Annotated in this window: 14 protein-coding genes; 8 read left to right on the top strand and 6 right to left on the bottom strand. The window is 69.7% G+C overall.

Annotation, left to right across the window (positions count from 1 at the left end):
• The first annotated feature begins 79 nt into the window (after positions 1–79).
• A complete protein-coding gene (locus tag ACF08W_RS18055) occupies positions 80–1369 on the top strand; it encodes an MFS transporter (RefSeq protein ID WP_392279799.1) in 1290 nt (429 codons plus the stop codon).
• Between the two features lie 72 nt (positions 1370–1441).
• On the opposite strand, the gene ACF08W_RS18050 is transcribed toward ACF08W_RS18055, so the two are convergent.
• Positions 1442–2884, bottom strand: a complete 1443-nt coding sequence (locus tag ACF08W_RS18050) for a CCA tRNA nucleotidyltransferase (protein WP_392279798.1) — start codon at positions 2882–2884, stop codon at positions 1442–1444.
• 183 nt (positions 2885–3067) lie between these two features.
• On the opposite strand from ACF08W_RS18050, the gene ACF08W_RS18045 reads away from it, so the two are divergent.
• The 7 genes from ACF08W_RS18045 (at position 3068) to trxA (ending at position 12671) form a co-directional block, all read left to right on the top strand.
• Positions 3068–5365: a DUF6049 family protein gene (locus tag ACF08W_RS18045; RefSeq protein WP_352274040.1), complete on the top strand. Its 2298-nt coding sequence runs from the start codon at positions 3068–3070 to the stop codon at positions 5363–5365.
• Positions 5366–5414: 49 nt separating this feature from the next.
• Positions 5415–7574 carry a murein biosynthesis integral membrane protein MurJ gene (gene murJ / locus ACF08W_RS18040; protein ID WP_392279797.1) on the top strand — a complete coding sequence of 720 codons (2160 nt, stop codon included), beginning with the start codon at positions 5415–5417 and terminating at the stop codon, positions 7572–7574.
• A gap of 128 nt (positions 7575–7702) precedes the next feature.
• Complete coding sequence (locus ACF08W_RS18035; protein ID WP_392279796.1) at positions 7703–9415, top strand: protein kinase family protein; 1713 nt, start codon at positions 7703–7705, stop codon at positions 9413–9415.
• 163 nt (positions 9416–9578) lie between these two features.
• On the top strand, positions 9579–10283 hold the full coding sequence (sigM, locus tag ACF08W_RS18030; RefSeq protein ID WP_385202725.1) for an RNA polymerase sigma factor SigM: 705 nt from the start codon (positions 9579–9581) through the stop codon (positions 10281–10283).
• A complete protein-coding gene (locus ACF08W_RS18025; RefSeq protein ID WP_392279795.1) occupies positions 10280–11197 on the top strand; it encodes a hypothetical protein in 918 nt (305 codons plus the stop codon). The genes sigM and ACF08W_RS18025 overlap by 4 nt, the downstream gene beginning before the upstream one ends.
• Positions 11198–11329: 132 nt before the next feature.
• The gene (gene trxB, locus ACF08W_RS18020) at positions 11330–12292 is read left to right on the top strand and encodes a thioredoxin-disulfide reductase (RefSeq protein ID WP_352274045.1); all 963 of its coding nucleotides are present in this window, start codon (positions 11330–11332) and stop codon (positions 12290–12292) included.
• Between the two features lie 46 nt (positions 12293–12338).
• Positions 12339–12671, top strand: a complete 333-nt coding sequence (trxA, locus tag ACF08W_RS18015; RefSeq protein ID WP_352274046.1) for a thioredoxin — start codon at positions 12339–12341, stop codon at positions 12669–12671.
• Between the two features lie 75 nt (positions 12672–12746).
• Here trxA and ACF08W_RS18010 read toward each other — a convergent pair whose 3' ends face one another.
• From ACF08W_RS18010 to ACF08W_RS17990, 5 genes are all read right to left on the bottom strand, one after another.
• Positions 12747–13364 carry a GNAT family N-acetyltransferase gene (locus ACF08W_RS18010; RefSeq protein WP_385202732.1) on the bottom strand — a complete coding sequence of 206 codons (618 nt, stop codon included), beginning with the start codon at positions 13362–13364 and terminating at the stop codon, positions 12747–12749.
• A 224-nt stretch (positions 13365–13588) separates the two neighbouring features.
• Complete coding sequence (locus tag ACF08W_RS18005; RefSeq protein ID WP_392279794.1) at positions 13589–14740, bottom strand: ParB/RepB/Spo0J family partition protein; 1152 nt, start codon at positions 14738–14740, stop codon at positions 13589–13591.
• Positions 14737–15813: a ParA family protein gene (locus tag ACF08W_RS18000; protein ID WP_352274227.1), complete on the bottom strand. Its 1077-nt coding sequence runs from the start codon at positions 15811–15813 to the stop codon at positions 14737–14739. Before ACF08W_RS18000 ends, ACF08W_RS18005 begins: the two co-directional genes overlap by 4 nt.
• A 209-nt stretch (positions 15814–16022) precedes the next feature.
• Entirely contained in the window at positions 16023–16739 is a 717-nt protein-coding gene (gene rsmG / locus ACF08W_RS17995) for a 16S rRNA (guanine(527)-N(7))-methyltransferase RsmG (RefSeq protein ID WP_352274049.1), read from the bottom strand.
• 108 nt (positions 16740–16847) lie between these two features.
• Positions 16848–17357: a R3H domain-containing nucleic acid-binding protein gene (locus ACF08W_RS17990; RefSeq protein ID WP_352274050.1), complete on the bottom strand. Its 510-nt coding sequence runs from the start codon at positions 17355–17357 to the stop codon at positions 16848–16850.
• Positions 17358–17364: the final 7 nt, after the last annotated feature.

Below are 17364 nucleotides of genomic sequence, written 5' to 3'. Positions count from 1 at the left end.
CGCTCCCTGAGGCTCCGTACCGTTGAGGGTCCCCGGGCAGTCTGCCCGGGGACCCTCAACGTATGTGACTCTTGATCGCATGGCCGTCGTCGGTGATCTGCGTGTTCTTCTGCGCCTTCGGGACTTCCGCCGCCTGCTGACGGTACGTGTCCTCTCCCAGTCGGCCGACGGCGTCTTCCAGGTGGCGTTGGCCGCCCATGTCGTCTTCTCACCCGAGAAACAGGCTTCGGCGGGTGCCATCGCCTCCGCGATGGCGGTGCTGCTGCTGCCCTACTCGTTCATCGGCCCCTTCGCCGGCGTCCTGCTGGACCGCTGGCCACGGCGCCAGGTATTCCTGTACGGGAACCTGCTGCGGGCCGCGCTCGCGTGCTGCACCGCGCTCCTCGTACTCGGCTCGGTGCCCGACTGGCTCTTCTACGTCTCGGCGCTGTGCGTCACCGCCGTCAACCGCTTCGTCCTGGCCGGGCTCTCGGCCGCGCTGCCGCGCGTCGTCGACCGCGACCGGCTGGTGCTGGCCAACTCGATCTCACCGACCGCCGGAACGCTCGCGGCCACCGCGGGCGGCGGCCTCGCCTTCGTCGTACGGCTGCTGCTCGCGGACTCCGACGCCGCGGTGGTCCTGCTCGGCGCGGCGCTCTATCTCGCCTCTGCACTGGCCTCCCTGACCCTGACGACCGAACTGCTCGGCCCGGACCGGCATGAGCCACGCGCCGGGCTGCGCGAGGCTCTGGCCACCACCGCACGGGGGCTGGCCGCCGGCCTGCGCCACCTCGCGGAGCGGAAGCCGGCGAGCCGGGTGCTGGCCGCCATGACCGCGATGCGCTTCTGCTACGGGGCGCTGACCGTGACGGTGCTGATGCTGTGCCGGCACGCCTGGACCGAAAGTGAGACCGAGGGCCTGGCCCTCCTCGGGCTGGCCGTGGGGGTCTCGGGGGCAGGGTTCTTCGCGGCGGCCGTGCTGACGCCCTGGGCCGCCGGGCGGCTCGGGCGGCTCCGCTGGATGGCGATGTGCGCGGCCGGTGCGGCCGTCCTGGAGCCCGCGCTGGGGCTCTGGTTCGTTCCGCTGCCGATGCTGATCGCGGCCTTCGTCCTCGGGCTGGTCACCCAGGGCGCGAAGATCGCGACGGACACCGTGGTGCAGACCTCGGTGGGGGACTCCTTCCGCGGACGCGTCTTCTCCCTCTACGACGTGCTGTTCAACGTCGCCTTCGTGGGCGCTGCCGCGGTGGCCGCCCTGCTGCTGCCGCCGGACGGGCGCTCGGCCCCGGTGGTGGTCGGTGTGGCGGTCGTCTACGCGGTCGTCGCCGTGCTGCTCTCCCGGTGGGCCCGGGCCGAGGAACCCACGCGTGAAGGCCGCTGTTTCACGTGAAACAGCGGCCTTGCCCTACGGATCACGGCCGTGTTTCACGTGAAACACGGCTCGCCCTCCCGTACGGCCGTCTCAGCTCTGTGCGGCCCACCACTCCTTGAGCTTCTCGACCGCCGCGTCGCGCTCCAGCGGGCCGTGCTCCAGCCGCAGCTCCAGCAGGAACGCGTACGCCTTGCCGATCACCGGTCCGGGGCCGACATCCAGGACCTTCATGATCTCGTTGCCGTTCAGGTCGGGGCGGATCGCGTCCAGCTCCTCCTGCTCCTGCAACTGTGCGATGCGCTCCTCCAGCCCGTCGTAGGTCCGGGAGAGTGCCGCGGCCTTGCGCTTGTTCCGCGTGGTGCAGTCCGAGCGGGTCAGCTTGTGCAGCCGGTCCAGCAACGGGCCCGCGTCCCGCACGTACCGGCGGACCGCGGAGTCCGTCCACTCACCGTCGCCGTAGCCGTGGAAGCGCAGGTGCAGCTCCACCAGCTTCGAGACGTCCTTGACCATGTCGTTGGAGTACTTGAGCGCGGTCATCCGCTTCTTGACCATCTTGGCCCCCACCACCTCGTGGTGATGGAACGAGACGCGGCCGTCCTTCTCGAAGCGCCGAGTCCGCGGCTTGCCGATGTCGTGGAGGAGCGCGGCCAGCCGCAGCGTCAGATCGGGGCCGTCCTGCTCCAGGTCGATGGCCTGCTCCAGGACGGTCAGCGAGTGCTCGTAGACGTCCTTGTGACGGTGATGCTCGTCACTTTCCAACCGCAGGGCGGGGAGTTCCGGCAGCACCTGCTGGGCCAGTCCCGTATCGACGAGCAGGGCCAGACCCTTGCGCGGCTGCGAGGAGAGCAGCAGCTTGTTGAGCTCGTCGCGGACCCGCTCGGCGGAGACGATCTCGATGCGTCCGGCCATCTCCGTCATGGCGGCGACCACGTCGGGGGCGACGTCGAAGTCGAGCTGGGCCGCGAAGCGGGCGGCGCGCAGCATCCGCAGCGGGTCGTCGGCGAACGACTCCTCGGGCGTTCCGGGGGTGCGCAGGACGCGGGCCGCCAGGTCGTCGAGGCCGCCGTGCGGGTCGACGAACTCCTTCTGCGGAAGCGCGACGGCCATCGCGTTGACCGTGAAGTCCCGGCGGACGAGGTCCTCCTCGATGGAGTCGCCGTAGGAGACCTCGGGCTTGCGCGAGGTCCGGTCGTACGCCTCCGACCGGTACGTGGTGACCTCGATCTGGTAGCCGTCCTTCTGGGCACCCACGGTGCCGAAGGCGATCCCGACCTCCCAGACCGCGTCGGCCCACGGCCGGACGATCGTCAGCACGTCCTCGGGGCGGGCGTCGGTCGTGAAGTCCAGGTCGTTCCCGAGCCTGCCGAGGAGGGCGTCCCGGACCGATCCGCCGACCAGCGCGAGACCGAACCCGGCGTCCTGGAATCGGCGAGCGAGGTCGTCGGCGACCGGGGACACCCGCAGCAGTTCGCTGACTGCACGGTGCTGTACCTCGGTCAGGGCACGGGAGCTGTCTTCATTGGCGTTCGACACAACAGAAAAGGGTACGTGCCCGGACCGGCCCGGTCGCCCTGGTTACAACCCGCCCTGCGAGACTCTTCCGATCATGTAGCGAACTCCCCAGCACTTGGCACCCCCGTACATCGTTACCATGCGTGGACGCAACAACCGACAAGCATCGACACCAGCTGACGACGACGAGGGACGGGTAGGCGCGTGGCCGAGGCGGCAGACAATCAGGGGATCGCTCCCTCTCCTGCTCGCCGGTGGCTGCGGCGCACAGCCGCGCTGGTCACCGGCGCACCTCTCATCGCGGCCCTGCTGGCCGGACCGACCGCGTCGGCCACGCCCGCCGGCAGCACCACCAAAACCCCCACCGGGTCCAGAACGGTGGACGTGTCCCTGGACACCCTGGCTCCGAGCGCGCCGGTCAAGGGGGACACCCTGACCGTCTCCGGCACCCTCACCAACCGGGGCAAGGACACGATCACGGACGCCGAGGTCGACCTGCGGGTGGGTCCGCGGCTCCTGGGCCGGACCGAGATCGACAACACCGCCGGACGCACCGGATTCACGTTCGGCGCCGATCCCGCCCCGCTCGGCGGCGCGTACACGGTGAAGGTCGCGAAACTCCGCGCCGGTATCAGCCAGGACTTCACGCTGTCCGTCCCCGTCGGCAAACTGGGACTCGGCGACGACGGGGTCTACCAGCTCGGTGTCTCGCTGTCGGGCCAGACCTCCCGGGCTCCGTACCAGCAGGTGCTGGGGATCGAGCGCACCTTCCTGCCCTGGCAGGAGGAGGAGCGCGACAGCAGGACGAAGCTCACCTATCTCTGGCCGCTGATCGCCTCGGCCCATGTCACCGCCGAGACGGGCACGGACGATCAGCAGACACCGGTGTTCTCGGACGACGGCCTGGCCGACGAGCTGGCCCCGGGCGGGCGGCTGGAGCAGATGGTCTCGCTGGGCAGCGAGCTGCCGGTGACCTGGGTCATCGATCCGGACCTGCTGGCCAGTGTCGACGCGATGACGGGGAACTACCGGGTCAAGGCTGGCGACACCACCGTCCCCGGGACCAACCAGGCCGTCGCCAAGAAGTGGCTCACCGCCCTGGAGGCCGCGGTGGCGGACGGAAAGGTCGTCGCGCTGCCGTTCGCCGACCCCGATCTGGCCTCCATCGCGCACCGCGCGAAGAACGTCTCCGGCACCTTGAGCCATCTGCAGACCGCCACCGAGGTGGCCGGGACGACCGTGCAGACCATCCTCCACGTGAAGCCGTCGACCGACTTCGCCTGGCCGGTCGACGGGGCCGTCGACCCGTCGATCGTCGACGTCGCCACCTCGGCCGGGGCCCACAAGGTGATCGCCCGCAGCGACAACCTCCGGGAGACCGACAACCTGCCGTACACGCCGACGGCCGCCCGGCCGATCGGCAACGGCACCACCGCGGTCGTCGCGGACGCCCGACTCTCCACGGCCTTCCAGGGCGACATGGCGAAGGCCGGCAAGTCCACCCTCGCCGTGCAGAAGTTCCTCGCCCAGACGCTCGCGCTGACCGCTCAGGACACCGACGAGGAGCGGAGCATCGTCGTCGCGCCGCAGCGGACGCCCTCGGTGGCCCAGGCCCAGTCGATGGCCCGCGCGCTCCAGGCGCTCGGTGACGAGCGCTGGACCCAGCCGCTGGGCCTGGTCGACGCGGCCGACGCGACGCCCGACGCCGGGGCGACGACGCGCGTCCCCCGGGCCTCCCAGTACCCGAAGAAGCTCCGCCGCCAGGAGCTGCCCACCCAGGCCTTCCAGGACATCAAGTCCACTCAGACCTCGCTCAACAACTTCCAGGTCATCCTGACGCAGCCCGAGCGGGTGGTGACCCCCTTCGGTAACGCGCTCAACCGCTCCATGTCGACGTCCTGGCGCGGTCGGCCGCTCGAGGCCCAGCTGTACCGGGACTCGGTGCGCGGCTACCTCCAGGACCTCGTCAACGAGGTCCAGCTCATCTCGAAGTCGGACGTCACCCTGTCCGGCCGCAGCGCCACGATCCCGGTGACCGTGCAGAACAGGCTGCTGCAGGGTGTGGACGGTCTGGTCCTGCGGCTCAGGTCGGAGAACGCCACACGGCTCAGGCTGAACGACGATGGAGCGGTGGCGGAGCAGCCGATCCGGATCGGCCCCGGCCACAGCCAGTCCGTGAAGTTCGACGCGGCGGCCAACGTCAACGGCCAGGTGCAGATGACGGCGCAGCTCTACACCGAGGACGGCACCCCGTACGGCAGCGCGATGACCTTCACCGTGAAGGTGTCCGAGCTCACCCCGACCGTGCTGCTGGTCATCGCGGGCGGACTGCTGCTGCTGGTTCTCGCGGGCATCAGGATGTACGCCCACCGCAAGCGCGCCAACGCGGGCGGCGCACCCGGTGACGACGGCGGCGAACCGGAGCAGCCGAGTGACCCGACTCCGGACACCGGTCCGGAAAGCGGGGAGCCGTCGTCCTCGGGTGAGAAAGTGGAACGTTGAGCGATGTCTGTCGTGGCCGGTCGGCCGGGGACGATGAGGTGGGGTTTCGATGAACGCGCCGTACGACGGTGACCGCGGTCAGGGTGCGGGCGGAGCCGGGGCTTCCGGCGGGCCCCCGGTGCCTCCTCCGGGGCCCGGCCAGGCCCCGCCGCCCGACCCGTACCTGCAGGACGCCTACGACCGCGACCCCTATCGTGCCCAGGACCTGACCGCCCAGGACCCGGTCGCCGAGGCCCTGTACGACCGGGCCGCGCACCCGCCGCCGCCCCCCGGCACGTACCAGCAGCCCCACCCGCTCTACCAGCAGCCGGCCGCGGCCCAGTACCCGCCCGACCCGCGGCTCTGGGCCCAGACGCCTCCTCCCGAGCCCGACGGCCCCTCGCGGCACCTGCCGTACGGCGACCGTCCGGCGTCCACCCAGTTCGTCGGGGTGGACGACCTGGTCAGCCAAGCCTCGCGAAACGACGAGCAGCCGGACGCCTTCGCGCACCTCTTCCGGGACCAGGAGGGTCCGTCCGGCCCCGCTCCCGTTTCCCAGGAGCCCGAGCCCGCTCCGGCGCCTCCTCCGGCCAAGTCCGGCGGACGGGCCTCCGGGATACTGAAGTCGAGCGCCCTGATGGCGGCCGGCACGCTCGTCTCCCGCCTCACCGGTTTCGTCCGCAGCCTGGTCATCACCGCCGCGCTCGGTGCGGCGCTGCTCGGCGACAGCTTCACCATCGCCTACACCCTGCCCACGATGATCTACATCCTCACCGTGGGCGGCGGTCTGAACTCGGTCTTCGTCCCCCAGCTCGTCCGCTCCATGAAGGACGACGAGGACGGCGGCGAGGCGTACGCCAACCGCCTGCTGACCCTGGTCATGGTCACGCTCGGGGTGATCGTAGGGATCGCGGTCCTCGCCGCTCCGTGGCTGATCCACATGATGTCGCCGACGATCGCCCAGGACGCGGCGGCCGACAGCGTCGCCGTGACCTTCGCCCGGTACTGCCTGCCGACCATCTTCTTCATGGGCGTGCACGTCGTCATGGGCCAGATCCTCAACGCCCGCGGCAAGTTCGGCGCGATGATGTGGACCCCGGTCCTCAACAACATCGTGATGATCTTCACGTTCGGCATGTTCATCTGGGTCTACGGAACGTCCGCCGAATCCAAGATGGGCGTCCAGACCATCCCGCCGGAGGGCGTCCGGCTGCTGGGCATCGGCACCCTGCTCGGACTGGTCGTCCAGGCCCTGGCGATGATTCCGTACCTGCGCGAGGCCGGCTTCCGGTTCCGTCCGCGCTTCGACTGGAGGGGCCACGGGCTCGGCAAGACGGTCAGGCTCGCCAAGTGGACCGTTCTGTTCGTGCTGGCCAACCAGGCCGGCGTGATCGTCGTCACGCAGCTCGCGACGTCGGCGGGGAAGCTGTCCGGCAAGGACGGCACCGGCTTCCTCGCCTACTCCAACGCCCAGCTGATCTGGGGCATGCCGCAGGCGATCATCACCGTCTCGGTCATGGCCGCCCTGCTGCCCCGGATCTCCCGCGCCGCCCATGACAACGATCCCGGCGCCGTCCGGGACGACATCTCGCAGGGGCTGCGGAACTCGGCCGTCGCGATCGTGCCGGTGGCCTTCTCCTTCCTCGCGCTCGGCCTGCCGATGTGCACCCTGCTGTACGCCTCCGCCGGAACCGAGGCCGCCCGCTCCATGGGCTTCATCCTGATGGCCTTCGGCCTCGGTCTGATCCCGTACTCCGTGCAGTACGTGGTCCTGCGCGGCTTCTACGCGTACGAGGACACCCGCACGCCCTTCTACAACACGGTGATCGTGGCCGCGGTCAACGCCGCCGTCTCGGCCCTCTGCTACGTGGTCCTGCCGGCCCGCTGGGCCGTGGTCGGGATGGCTGCCGCGTACGGGCTCGCCTACGCCGTCGGCGTGGGTGTCGCCTGGCGGCGGCTGCGCAACCGCCTGGGCGGGGACCTGGACGGCGCCCATGTCGTACGGACCTACGCCCGGCTGTGCCTGGCGGCGGTCCCGGCAGCGGTTCTCGGTGGCGGGGGAGGCTTCGCCGTCCTGGCCGGGCTCGGCGACGGGGCCCTCGGTTCGCTGGCCGCGCTGATCTTCGGCGGAGCCGTGCTGCTCGGAGTCTTCTTCGTCGCCGCCAAGCGGATGCGGATCGAGGAGATCAACGGCATGGTCGGCATGGTCCGGGGGCGGCTCGGCCGCTGAGTGGACACCGGCCGCACAACCATCACCGCCCCTGGCGTGTCGTGCATAGCGCCGGAGTGTGGGCACAATTGGCGTAACTGTGCAGAGCTGGCTGGCATCGCGCAACGGATGGGGAGGCAGGAACGACGGTGGCGGAACGTAGCACGGCTGCCGTCGACGTGGCCGACAACAGCGGCGATGAGCCGTTGGCCGCCAAGGCGGACGAAACCACGGCCGACGGGACGACGGAAGCCCAGGACACCGCAGGCGCGAAGCCGCAGGACACGGATGGTGAACGAGTCGGTTCCGAGACCTCCCTGGACGCCCCCGATCTGCACAGCGGGCACAAGCTCGCCAAGCGCTACCGGCTGGAGGAGTGCGTCACCCGGCTGGACGGATTCAGCAGCTGGCGTGCCGTCGACGAGAAGCTGCGTCGTGCGGTGGGCGTCCACCTGCTCCCCGCCGATCACTCCCGCGCCCGCTCCGTGCTGGCCGCGGCCCGTTCCGCCGCGCTGCTCGGCGACCCGCGCTTCGTGCAGGTGCTGGACGCGGTCGAGGAGGACGACCTCGTCTACGTCGTCCACGAATGGCTGCCCGACGCCACCGAGCTCACCTCGCTGCTGGCCGCGGGCCCGATGGACGCGCACGACGCCTACCAGCTCGTCAGCCAGGTCTCCCAGGCCATGGCTGCGGCACACCGCGAGGGCCTCTCCCATCTGAGGCTCACCCCCGGGGCGGTACTGCGGAGCTCGACCGGTCAGTACCGGATCCGTGGCCTCGCGGTGAACGCCGCCCTGCGCGGCATCACCGCCGAGCGCCCCCAGCGGACCGACACCGAGGCGATCGGCGCGCTGCTCTACGCCGCGCTGACCCACCGCTGGCCGTACGAGAACGACGCGTACGGCATGGCCGGGCTGCCCAAGGGCGTCGGTCTGCTCGCTCCCGACCAGGTACGGGCCGGTGTTCACCGCGGCCTCTCCGAGCTGGCGATGCGCGCACTCGCCAACGACGGCGCCACCGCCTCCCGGCAGGAGCAGCCCTGCACCACGCCGGACGAGCTGGCCAAGGCCGTGGCGGCGATGCCCCGCATCCGTCCGCCGGAGCCGGTCTTCACCGCGCCCCCGGAGTACCAGCGCACCGCTTACCAGCAGGGAACCTACGGCCGTCCGCAGACCGGCCCGGCAGCCGCGCCCGCGCCTGTCACCGTGCCTCCCCCGCCGCTGCAGAGCCGCACCGGCAAGGTCCTCAAGTGGGCCGTGTCCGCGTTGCTCATCGCCGCGCTGGGCCTCGGCAGCTGGCAGCTCGCCGAGACGCTCATCAGCCGCATCAAGGGTTCGGGCGCCGACGAGACCACGCAGACCCCGCCCAAGGACGGCGGCGAGAAGGCCCCGGCCCCGCCCAAGCCGTTGCGGATCGCGAGTGCGACGGAGTTCATGCCCAACGGCTCGGGGATGAAGCAGGAGGATGCCCCGAAGGCCATCGACGGCGACGCCGGCACCGCGTGGGTGACCTATCGCTACCAAGGCTTCGCGAACTTCGGGAACCTGCCGGCCCGCAAGGACGGAAGCGGCATAGTCGTCGACCTCGGCAGCGTCCAGGACGTCTCCGCCGTCGAGGTCCGGATGTACCGCAGCGGGCAGAAGGCGGAGGTGCTCGCGGCCGGTGCCGACGCCTCCGCTCCCTCGGGCCTCGCGGACTTCCCCCAGCACCTCACGCCGCTGGGATCCACGGGGAGCGAGCTGAAGCAGACCTTGGACAAGCCGGTACGGACCCGCTACGTCCTGGTCCACATCACCGAGCTGCCGCCCGACGGCACGGGTGGTTACCGCGGCGGGATCTCGGAGATCTCCGTACTCAAGTGACACGAAGGCCGGTGAGCGCATGTCTCACCGGCCTTTCGCGTGTCCGGGCTTCCGGCAACCCCGCTTTGCTCCGTACCGGTCGGTGTTCTTCCGCACCCTGCCCCGCCTTCTCGAATCGTGATAGACAGACGCACCGTGACGCAGTGAAAGGGAGGGAGGGGAGGTGGCCGCCGAGCCGTCGGAACCACTCAGCGACTCAGACCTCCTCGCTCGCCATGTGGCCGGAGAACCGGACGCTTTCGGCGAGCTCGTACGGCGCCACCGTGATCGGCTGTGGGCCGTGGCGATACGGACCCTGGGCGACCGGGAGGAGGCCGCGGACGCCGTCCAGGACGCGTTGGTCTCCGCCTTCCGGTCCGCCCACACCTTCCAGGGCCGGTCCGCCGTCACCACCTGGCTGCACCGCATCACCGTCAACGCCTGCCTGGACCGGGCCCGTAAGGCGGCCACCCGCCGGACCGCCCCGGTCGACGACGCCCAACGGTTCGAGCAGCTTCTCGAACCGCACGAATCCGCAGAGGCACCGGCGGAACGTCAGGACCTCCACCGTGAGCTGCTGGCCGCGCTCGCCACTCTCCCCACCGATCAGCGGGCCGCGCTCGTCCTGGTCGACATGCAGGGCTATCCGGTGGCCGAGGCTGCCCGCATCCTCGACGTTCCGACGGGCACCGTGAAGAGCCGCTGCGCCCGCGGTCGGGCCCGGCTGGCTCCGCTCCTGTCCCACCTGCGCAGCGAGGTCTCGGGAAGCGACGGGACCGCGACGAGAAGGAACCGGACGGCGCGCTCCGCCGTCCCACCGCCATCGGGGCCGAGAGACGCGGACACAAGCGATCCCGCTGTAGTGAAGGGCGGAGGTGGGCGAACATGACATCGACGACCGGCACGACCCAGCATCCGGATGCCACGGAGATCTCCGATCTGACCGAGGGCCTGCTCCCTCAGCCACGCGCGGCGGAGGTACGCGACCACGTCGACGGCTGCGAGCTGTGCGGCGAGATCCACTCCTCCCTCACCGAGATCCGCGAACTGCTCGGCGCCGTCTCGGCACCGCCGCGCATGCCGAATGATGTCGCCGCCCGTATCGATGCTGCGCTCGCCGCCGAGGCGACTCATGTTTCACGTGAAACGAAGCCCTCTGTTTCACGTGAAACAGAGCTACCGGCGAGCCAGAAGCCGAAGGGGGAGACAGCTCCCACGGACCGTCCCGCAGGCCGCCCCCGGGCCACCACCGGCCCCGGCCGCCGCCCCGTACGGCGCCGTCGCCGTGCTGTACTCGGTGCTGCGCTCGGGGCAGCCGTGGTCGGTGTGAGCGTCCTGATGCTGCAGAGCGTCCAGTCGTCCCCTGACTCCTCGGCGGTCAAAGCGGCTGACCGCCGGACCGAGCCTGGAAAGGCCGCCAGTGGCGACTTCTCGGAGTCCACGCTCGAAGGCCGGGTCCAGTCGCTTCTACGGAGCTCCGCCGCGGAACAGCCGAAGTCGGCAGAGGGTTCGGACTCCGGGAAGAAGGCTCCGTCCGGCGAATCCCGGGCAACGACCCAGACGCCGCTGCGCGCCTCTACCGTCCCCGTTCCTCCCTGCGTGGAGCAGGGCACCGGGCGCAATACCCCGGCGCTCGCCCTGGAGGAAGGAACCTACGAAGGAACGGCCGCCTTCCTGGTGGTCCTGCCTCATCCGTCCGACGCCGGCCAAGTGCAGGCGTACGTGGTCGACGCCTCCTGTGTCCACGACGCGCCCACGCGCAGGGGCACACTCCTGCTGACCCATACATACGCGCGCCCCTGAACATCGCACGTACGCCACCTCGGCACGGTGGGAATGCATCCCCCGTAGGATCCGTTGGGTGGGGTGAGAGTCGTTGAACCGGCCCCAGTAGGCGTGGACAGTAGGCAGTCTGCAGAGACGAGGAAGAAACCCGTGAGCGACGTCCGTAACGTGATCATCATCGGCTCCGGCCCCGCGGGCTACACGGCCGCCCTTTACACCGCCCGCGCCTCGCTGAAGCCGCTGGTCTTCGAGGGTGCCGTCACCGCCGGTGGCGCCCTGATGAACACCACCGACGTGGAGAACTTCCCGGGCTTCCAGGACGGGATCATGGGCCCCGAGCTCATGGACAACATGCGCGCCCAGGCCGAGCGCTTCGGCGCCGAGCTCGTCCCCGACGATGTCGTCGCCGTGGACCTCACGGGCGACATCAAGACGGTCACCGACACGGCCGGTACGGTCCACCGTGCCAAGGCCGTCATCGTGACGACCGGTTCCCAGCACCGCAAGCTCGGCCTGCCCAACGAGGATGCTCTCTCCGGACGGGGTGTCTCCTGGTGCGCCACCTGTGACGGCTTCTTCTTCAAGGACCAGGACATCGCCGTGGTCGGTGGCGGGGACACGGCGATGGAGGAGGCGACCTTCCTCTCCCGCTTCGCCAAGTCGGTCACGATCGTCCACCGTCGTGACACGCTGCGCGCCTCGAAGGCGATGCAGGAGCGCGCCTTCGCCGACCCGAAGATCAAGTTCGCCTGGGACAGCGAGGTGGCCGAGGTGCACGGCGACCAGAAGCTCTCCGGTCTGACCCTCCGGAACACCAAGACCGGTGAGACCTCCGAGCTCGCGGTGACCGGACTGTTCATCGCCGTGGGTCACGACCCGCGCACCGAACTCTTCAAGGGCCAGCTCGACCTCGACGAGGAGGGCTACCTCAAGGTCGACGCCCCCTCGACGCGCACCAACCTGACCGGTGTCTTCGGCGCCGGTGACGTCGTTGACCACACCTACCGGCAGGCCATCACTGCTGCCGGCACGGGCTGCTCCGCCGCTCTTGACGCCGAGCGCTTCCTCGCCGCGCTCGCCGACGACGAGAAGGCCGCCGCGGCCACCGCCTGAACCACGCCTCTTACCCCACACACCCCAAGCAGTTAAGGAGGACGCCGTGGCCGGCGCCCTGAAGAACGTGACCGACGATTCCTTCGACGAGGACGTCCTCAACAGCAAGAAGCCCGTGCTGGTGGACTTCTGGGCCGCCTGGTGCGGACCGTGCCGTCAGATCGCGCCGTCCCTGGAGGCCATCGCCGCCGAGTACGGCGACCAGATCGAGATCGTCAAGCTCAACATCGATGAGAACCCGGCCACGGCCGCCAAGTACGGCGTGATGTCCATCCCGACCCTGAACGTCTACCAGGGTGGCGAGGTCGCGAAGACCATCGTGGGTGCCAAGCCGAAGGCCGCGATCCTCCGCGACCTGGAGAGCTTCATCGGCCAGTAAGGGCGATGTTTCACGTGAAACGGGTCCACCCCTTCGCGGGGGTGGACCCGTTTCACGTTTCCTCGTTCTTCCCGGTCACAGCGGTCGCAGCACGGGTTCCTTCTGTACCGCGCCCAGGAGCCGGTCCAGGGCCAGCTCGACGTCTTCCTTCCAGGACAACGTGGTCCGCAGCTCCAGCCGCAGCCTCGGATGAACAGGGTGCGGCCGCACGGTCTTGAAACCGACCGCCAGCAGATGATCCGCAGGAAGCAGGCAGGCCGGTCTCTCCCACCGGGCATCACCGAAGGCCTCGATCGCTTTGAACCCCCGTCGCAGCAGGTCCTTGGCGACGGACTGCACCACCACCCGGCCCAGCCCCTGCCCCTGATAGCCCGGGACGATCCAGGCGGTCATCAGCTGGACCGCATCGGGGGAGACGGGACTGGTGGGAAACGCGGTCGACCGTGGCACATACGCCGGTGGCGCGTAGAGAACGAAGCCGACCGGCACATCGTCGACGTAGACGACGCGGCCGCACGACCCCCACTCCAGGAGAACGGCCGAGATCCAGGCTTCCTTCGCCAGTTCGGGAGTGCCGGCCTTCACCGCGGCTTCTCCGCTGACCGGATCGAGCTCCCAGAACACGCAGGAGCGACAGCGTCTGGGAAGGTCGGAGAGATTGTCCAGTGTGAGCGGTACGAGTCGGCGCCCCATGAAGGCTGTTCCTCGCTTCCGTCGCCCGCCGCGTCGCGTGCGACCATCGGTGCACTCCGTTCACTGCGTGCACAGCCCCTGCCGAGGTGTACCAACTCGGATGGGCCATACCAGAACGCATCGTATCCACCCACGGATGCCGTCAACACCGAGACAGAGCAAAGGGCGGGCCGCAGTCCGGTAACCACCGGCACACAGCCCGCCCCCTGGCTCACCCGCCGGGATCAGCCCTCGTCCTCCGCAGTGAGGTCCGCATCGGATTCCTTGACCTTCTCCACAGCGGCTTCTTCGACGGACTCCTCCGAGAGACTCCGTTCCAGAACCCGCCCTTCGCCCGGTGCAAGGCTGCCGAGGATGCGGTCCAGATCCTCCATGGAGGCGAACTCGACGACGATCTTCCCCTTCTTCTGACCGAGGTCGACCTTCACCCTCGTCTCGAAGCGGTCCGACAGCCGCGTAGCCAGCTCGGAGAGCGCGGGCGAAACCCGGCCGCCGGCCCGCGGCCCCTTCGGCTTCGCCCGACTCTTGTCGGGGCCGGAGCCCATGAGCGTCACGATCTCTTCGACCGAGCGCACCGAGAGCCCCTCGGCCACAATGCGATGGGCCAGCCGATCCTGCTCCTCCAGATCGGTAACGGGCAACAGGGCCCGCGCATGACCGGCGGAGAGAACCCCGGCCGCGACCCTCCGCTGCACCGGCGCGGCCAGCTTCAGCAGGCGCAGTGTGTTCGAGACCTGCGGACGGGAACGTCCGATCCGGTCGGCCAGCTGGTCATGGGTGCACTTGAAGTCCTTGAGCAGCTGGTCGTACGCGGCCGCCTCCTCCAAGGGGTTCAGCTGGGCCCGGTGCAGGTTCTCCAGGAGAGCGTCCAGGAGAAGCTTCTCGTCGTCGGTGGCCCGGACGATCGCCGGAATCCGCTTCAGCTCCGCCGCCTGGCAGGCTCGCCAACGCCGCTCGCCCATGATGAGCTCGTAGCGCTCCGGCCCCACCTTCCGTACGACGACGGGCTGGAGGAGACCCACCTCCTTGATGGAGGTCACCAGCTCCGCCAGCGCGTCCTCGTCGAACACCTCGCGGGGCTGCCGGGGATTCGGGCTGATGGCACCCACCGGAATCTCGGCGAAGTACGCCCCGGCCGGTCCCACCGTTTCAGCGGCCGCTTCGGAATCCAGAACCGGCGCGCTCGGCTCCGGCACCACTGGAACAGTGCCGAACGCGGCCAGCCTCGCCGCGGCCGCGCCCCGTTCCTCCGTGATCGTGGGCCCCGTCCCCGCAGCGGCCTGTCCCGCTCCGGTGGACGCCACCTGGTTCCCCTGCGGAGCGGCGGGGATCAGCGCACCCAGCCCACGCCCCAGCCCTCTTCGACGCTCGCTCACTGAATCCCCTCCGAAATGCTCTGCTGGCTGTTTCCGCTGCCCGGCGGGGCATGCTGGGCCTCGTAATGGATACCGACGCCCCGCAGGGCGATCTCACGTGCCGCTTCGAGGTACGACAGCGATCCGCTGGAACCCGGGTCGTAGGTCAGCACGGTCTGCCCGTAGCTGGGTGCCTCCGAGATCCGCACCGACCGCGGAATGTTGGTGCGGAGCACCTCCTTGCCGAAGTGGCTCCGCACCTCCTCGGCGACCTGGGAGGCAAGCCTGGTCCGGCCGTCGTACATGGTGAGCAGGATCGTCGATACATGGAGGTCGGGGTTGAGGTGCCCCCGGACCAGATCCACGTTGCGCAGCAGCTGCCCGAGCCCTTCCAGCGCGTAGTACTCGCACTGGATGGGGATCAGTACCTCGGCACCGGCGACCAGAGCGTTGACGGTCAGCAGCCCGAGCGACGGCGGGCAGTCGATGAGGATGTAGTCCAGCGGCTGCTCGTATGCCTGGATCGCCCGCTGGAGTCGGCTCTCCCGCGCCACCAGGGACACCAGCTCGATCTCCGCACCGGCGAGGTCGATCGTGGCAGGCGCACAGAAGAGTCCCTCGACGTCCGGAACCGGCTGGACCACCTCGGAAAGCGGCCTGCTGTCCACCAGCACGTCATAGATGGAGGGAACCTCGGCGTGGTGGTCGATCCCCAGCGCCGTAGAGGCGTTCCCCTGCGGGTCGAGGTCGACCACCAGAACGCGGGCGCCGTGCAGCGCGAGCGAAGCGGCAAGGTTGACCGTCGTGGTCGTCTTGCCGACTCCGCCCTTCTGGTTGGCCACCACCATGACGCGCGTCCGGTCAGGGCGGGGCAACCCCGCACCGGCGCGGCCAAGGGCCTCGACCGCCAGCTGGGCCGCTCGACCGATGGGTGTGTCGTCCATCGGCGGCGGTGTTTCACGTGAAACACCGTCCCCCGCCGATTCGGTTCGGGGACCGGGGACCGGATCGGTCATCGGTCCCGCGATGTTGGCGTCGGACCGCAAGGATTCACTCTCCTCGACTTCAGGCTCGCAATGAAGAGAGCCTGCCATGCTTTCGGGGTCGTGAACCAGCGAGGCCCGCTCTTCTGTGGATGAATCCACTTCTGTGGACAACTCCGTAGCCCTAACGGGTCTGCGATGCCGAGGCGCGGCGGTCTCGCCGCCGCGGCCGATGATCCCTTGCAGCAGAGAGCGACGTTTCACGTGAAACACGATGCCCCTGCGGCCAGACCGCAGGGGCACGACACTCCGCAGCCGGTTCAGCGACGGCGCCTCGCGCGGCTCGTCCTCGCCGCCTTGGCCCGCTTCGCCGCGAACCGCACACCGCCGGGGCTCTCGCCGACGACCACCCGCACCACCGTGGACATCGGATCGACGACGCCCTCTCCGACGTGCAGCACCTCGGTCTCCTCCACGCCGAGCTTGCTCAGGGCGGCACGGGCTCCGTTGATCTCCTCCTCGGCGGTGTCCCCCTTGAGCGCCAGCATCTCGCCGTACGGGCGCAGCAGCGGAACACCCCAGCCGGCCAGCCGGTCGAGCGGGGCAACGGCACGGGCCGTCACCACATGTACTGGCTGGAGCGAGCCCAGAACCTCTTCGGCCCGACCACGTACCACCGTCACATGGTCCAGGCCGAGCAGCTCCACGACCTCCTGGAGGAAGTTGGTGCGCCGGAGCAAGGGCTCCAGCAGAGTGATCTTGAGGTCCGGGCGCACCAACGCGAGCGGGATGCCGGGAAGGCCCGCGCCGGAGCCCACATCGCACACCGTGACCCCTTCGGGCACGACCTCGGAGAGCACCGCGCAGTTCAACAGGTGCCGCTCCCACAACCTCGGCACCTCACGCGGGCCGATCAGCCCTCGCTTCACTCCGGCATCGGCCAGCAGCTCGGCGTACCGGACGGCCTCCGGGAAGAACTCACCGAAAACCGCCCGCGCCCCTGGGGGTGCCTCGGGAAGCTCTACTTCCGTCGTCACGGGGACCGTCCTTCCATACGCACTACCGCGCTGTGGGTGGCTGACTATCAGGCTGACAAAGATCGGCCCCGCCTGCGAACAGACGGGGCCGACGGAACCGGGGTCCGGTCAGGCCGGGAGGACGACGACGAAGCGCTCCGGCTCCTCGCCCTCGGACTCGCTGCGCAGACCGGCGGCCGCGACCGCGTCGTGGACGACCTTGCGCTCGAACGGCGTCATCGGGTCCAGCTTCACCGGCTGACCGGTGCTCTTGACCTCGTCCGCGGCCTTGGCGCCCAGCGCGGCGAGCTCCGCCCGCTTCTTGGCCCGGAAGCCCGCGATGTCCAGCATCAGTCGGCTGCGGTCCCCGGTCTCCCGGTGGACGGCCAGCCGCGTCAGCTCCTGGAGCGCCTCCAGCACCTCACCGTCGCGGCCCACGAGCTTCTGCAGTTCACGTGCCGAATCGCTGATGATCGAGACCGCGGCCCGGTCCGCCTCGACGTCCATGTCGATGTCGCCGTCGAGATCGGCGATGTCGAGCAGGCCCTCGAGGTAGTCCGCTGCGATCTCACCCTCCTGCTCAAGGCGGGTCAGGGTGTCGCTGCCCTCAGCGGCCGTGGAGGTGGTGCCTTCCGTCACGGATGGA

This window comes from Streptomyces sp. NPDC015144 (assembly GCF_043079735.1).
Taxonomy (GTDB): Bacteria; Actinomycetota; Actinomycetes; order Streptomycetales; family Streptomycetaceae; genus Streptomyces.
This window is presented reverse-complemented; position numbering and strand designations above follow the sequence as displayed.

Bases quoted from the DNA above. Each gene is read 5' to 3' on its own strand.
- ACF08W_RS18055 (WP_392279799.1), top strand. From the start codon at position 80: ATGGCCGTCGTCGGTGATCTGCGTGTTCTTCTGCGCCTTCGGGACTTC.
- murJ (WP_392279797.1), top strand. From the start codon at position 5,415: ATGAACGCGCCGTACGACGGTGACCGCGGTCAGGGTGCGGGCGGAGCC.
- ACF08W_RS18025 (WP_392279795.1), top strand. From the start codon at position 10,280: ATGACATCGACGACCGGCACGACCCAGCATCCGGATGCCACGGAGATC.
- ACF08W_RS18010 (WP_385202732.1), bottom strand. From the start codon at position 13,364: ATGGGGCGCCGACTCGTACCGCTCACACTGGACAATCTCTCCGACCTT.
- ACF08W_RS18000 (WP_352274227.1), bottom strand. From the start codon at position 15,813: ATGGCAGGCTCTCTTCATTGCGAGCCTGAAGTCGAGGAGAGTGAATCC.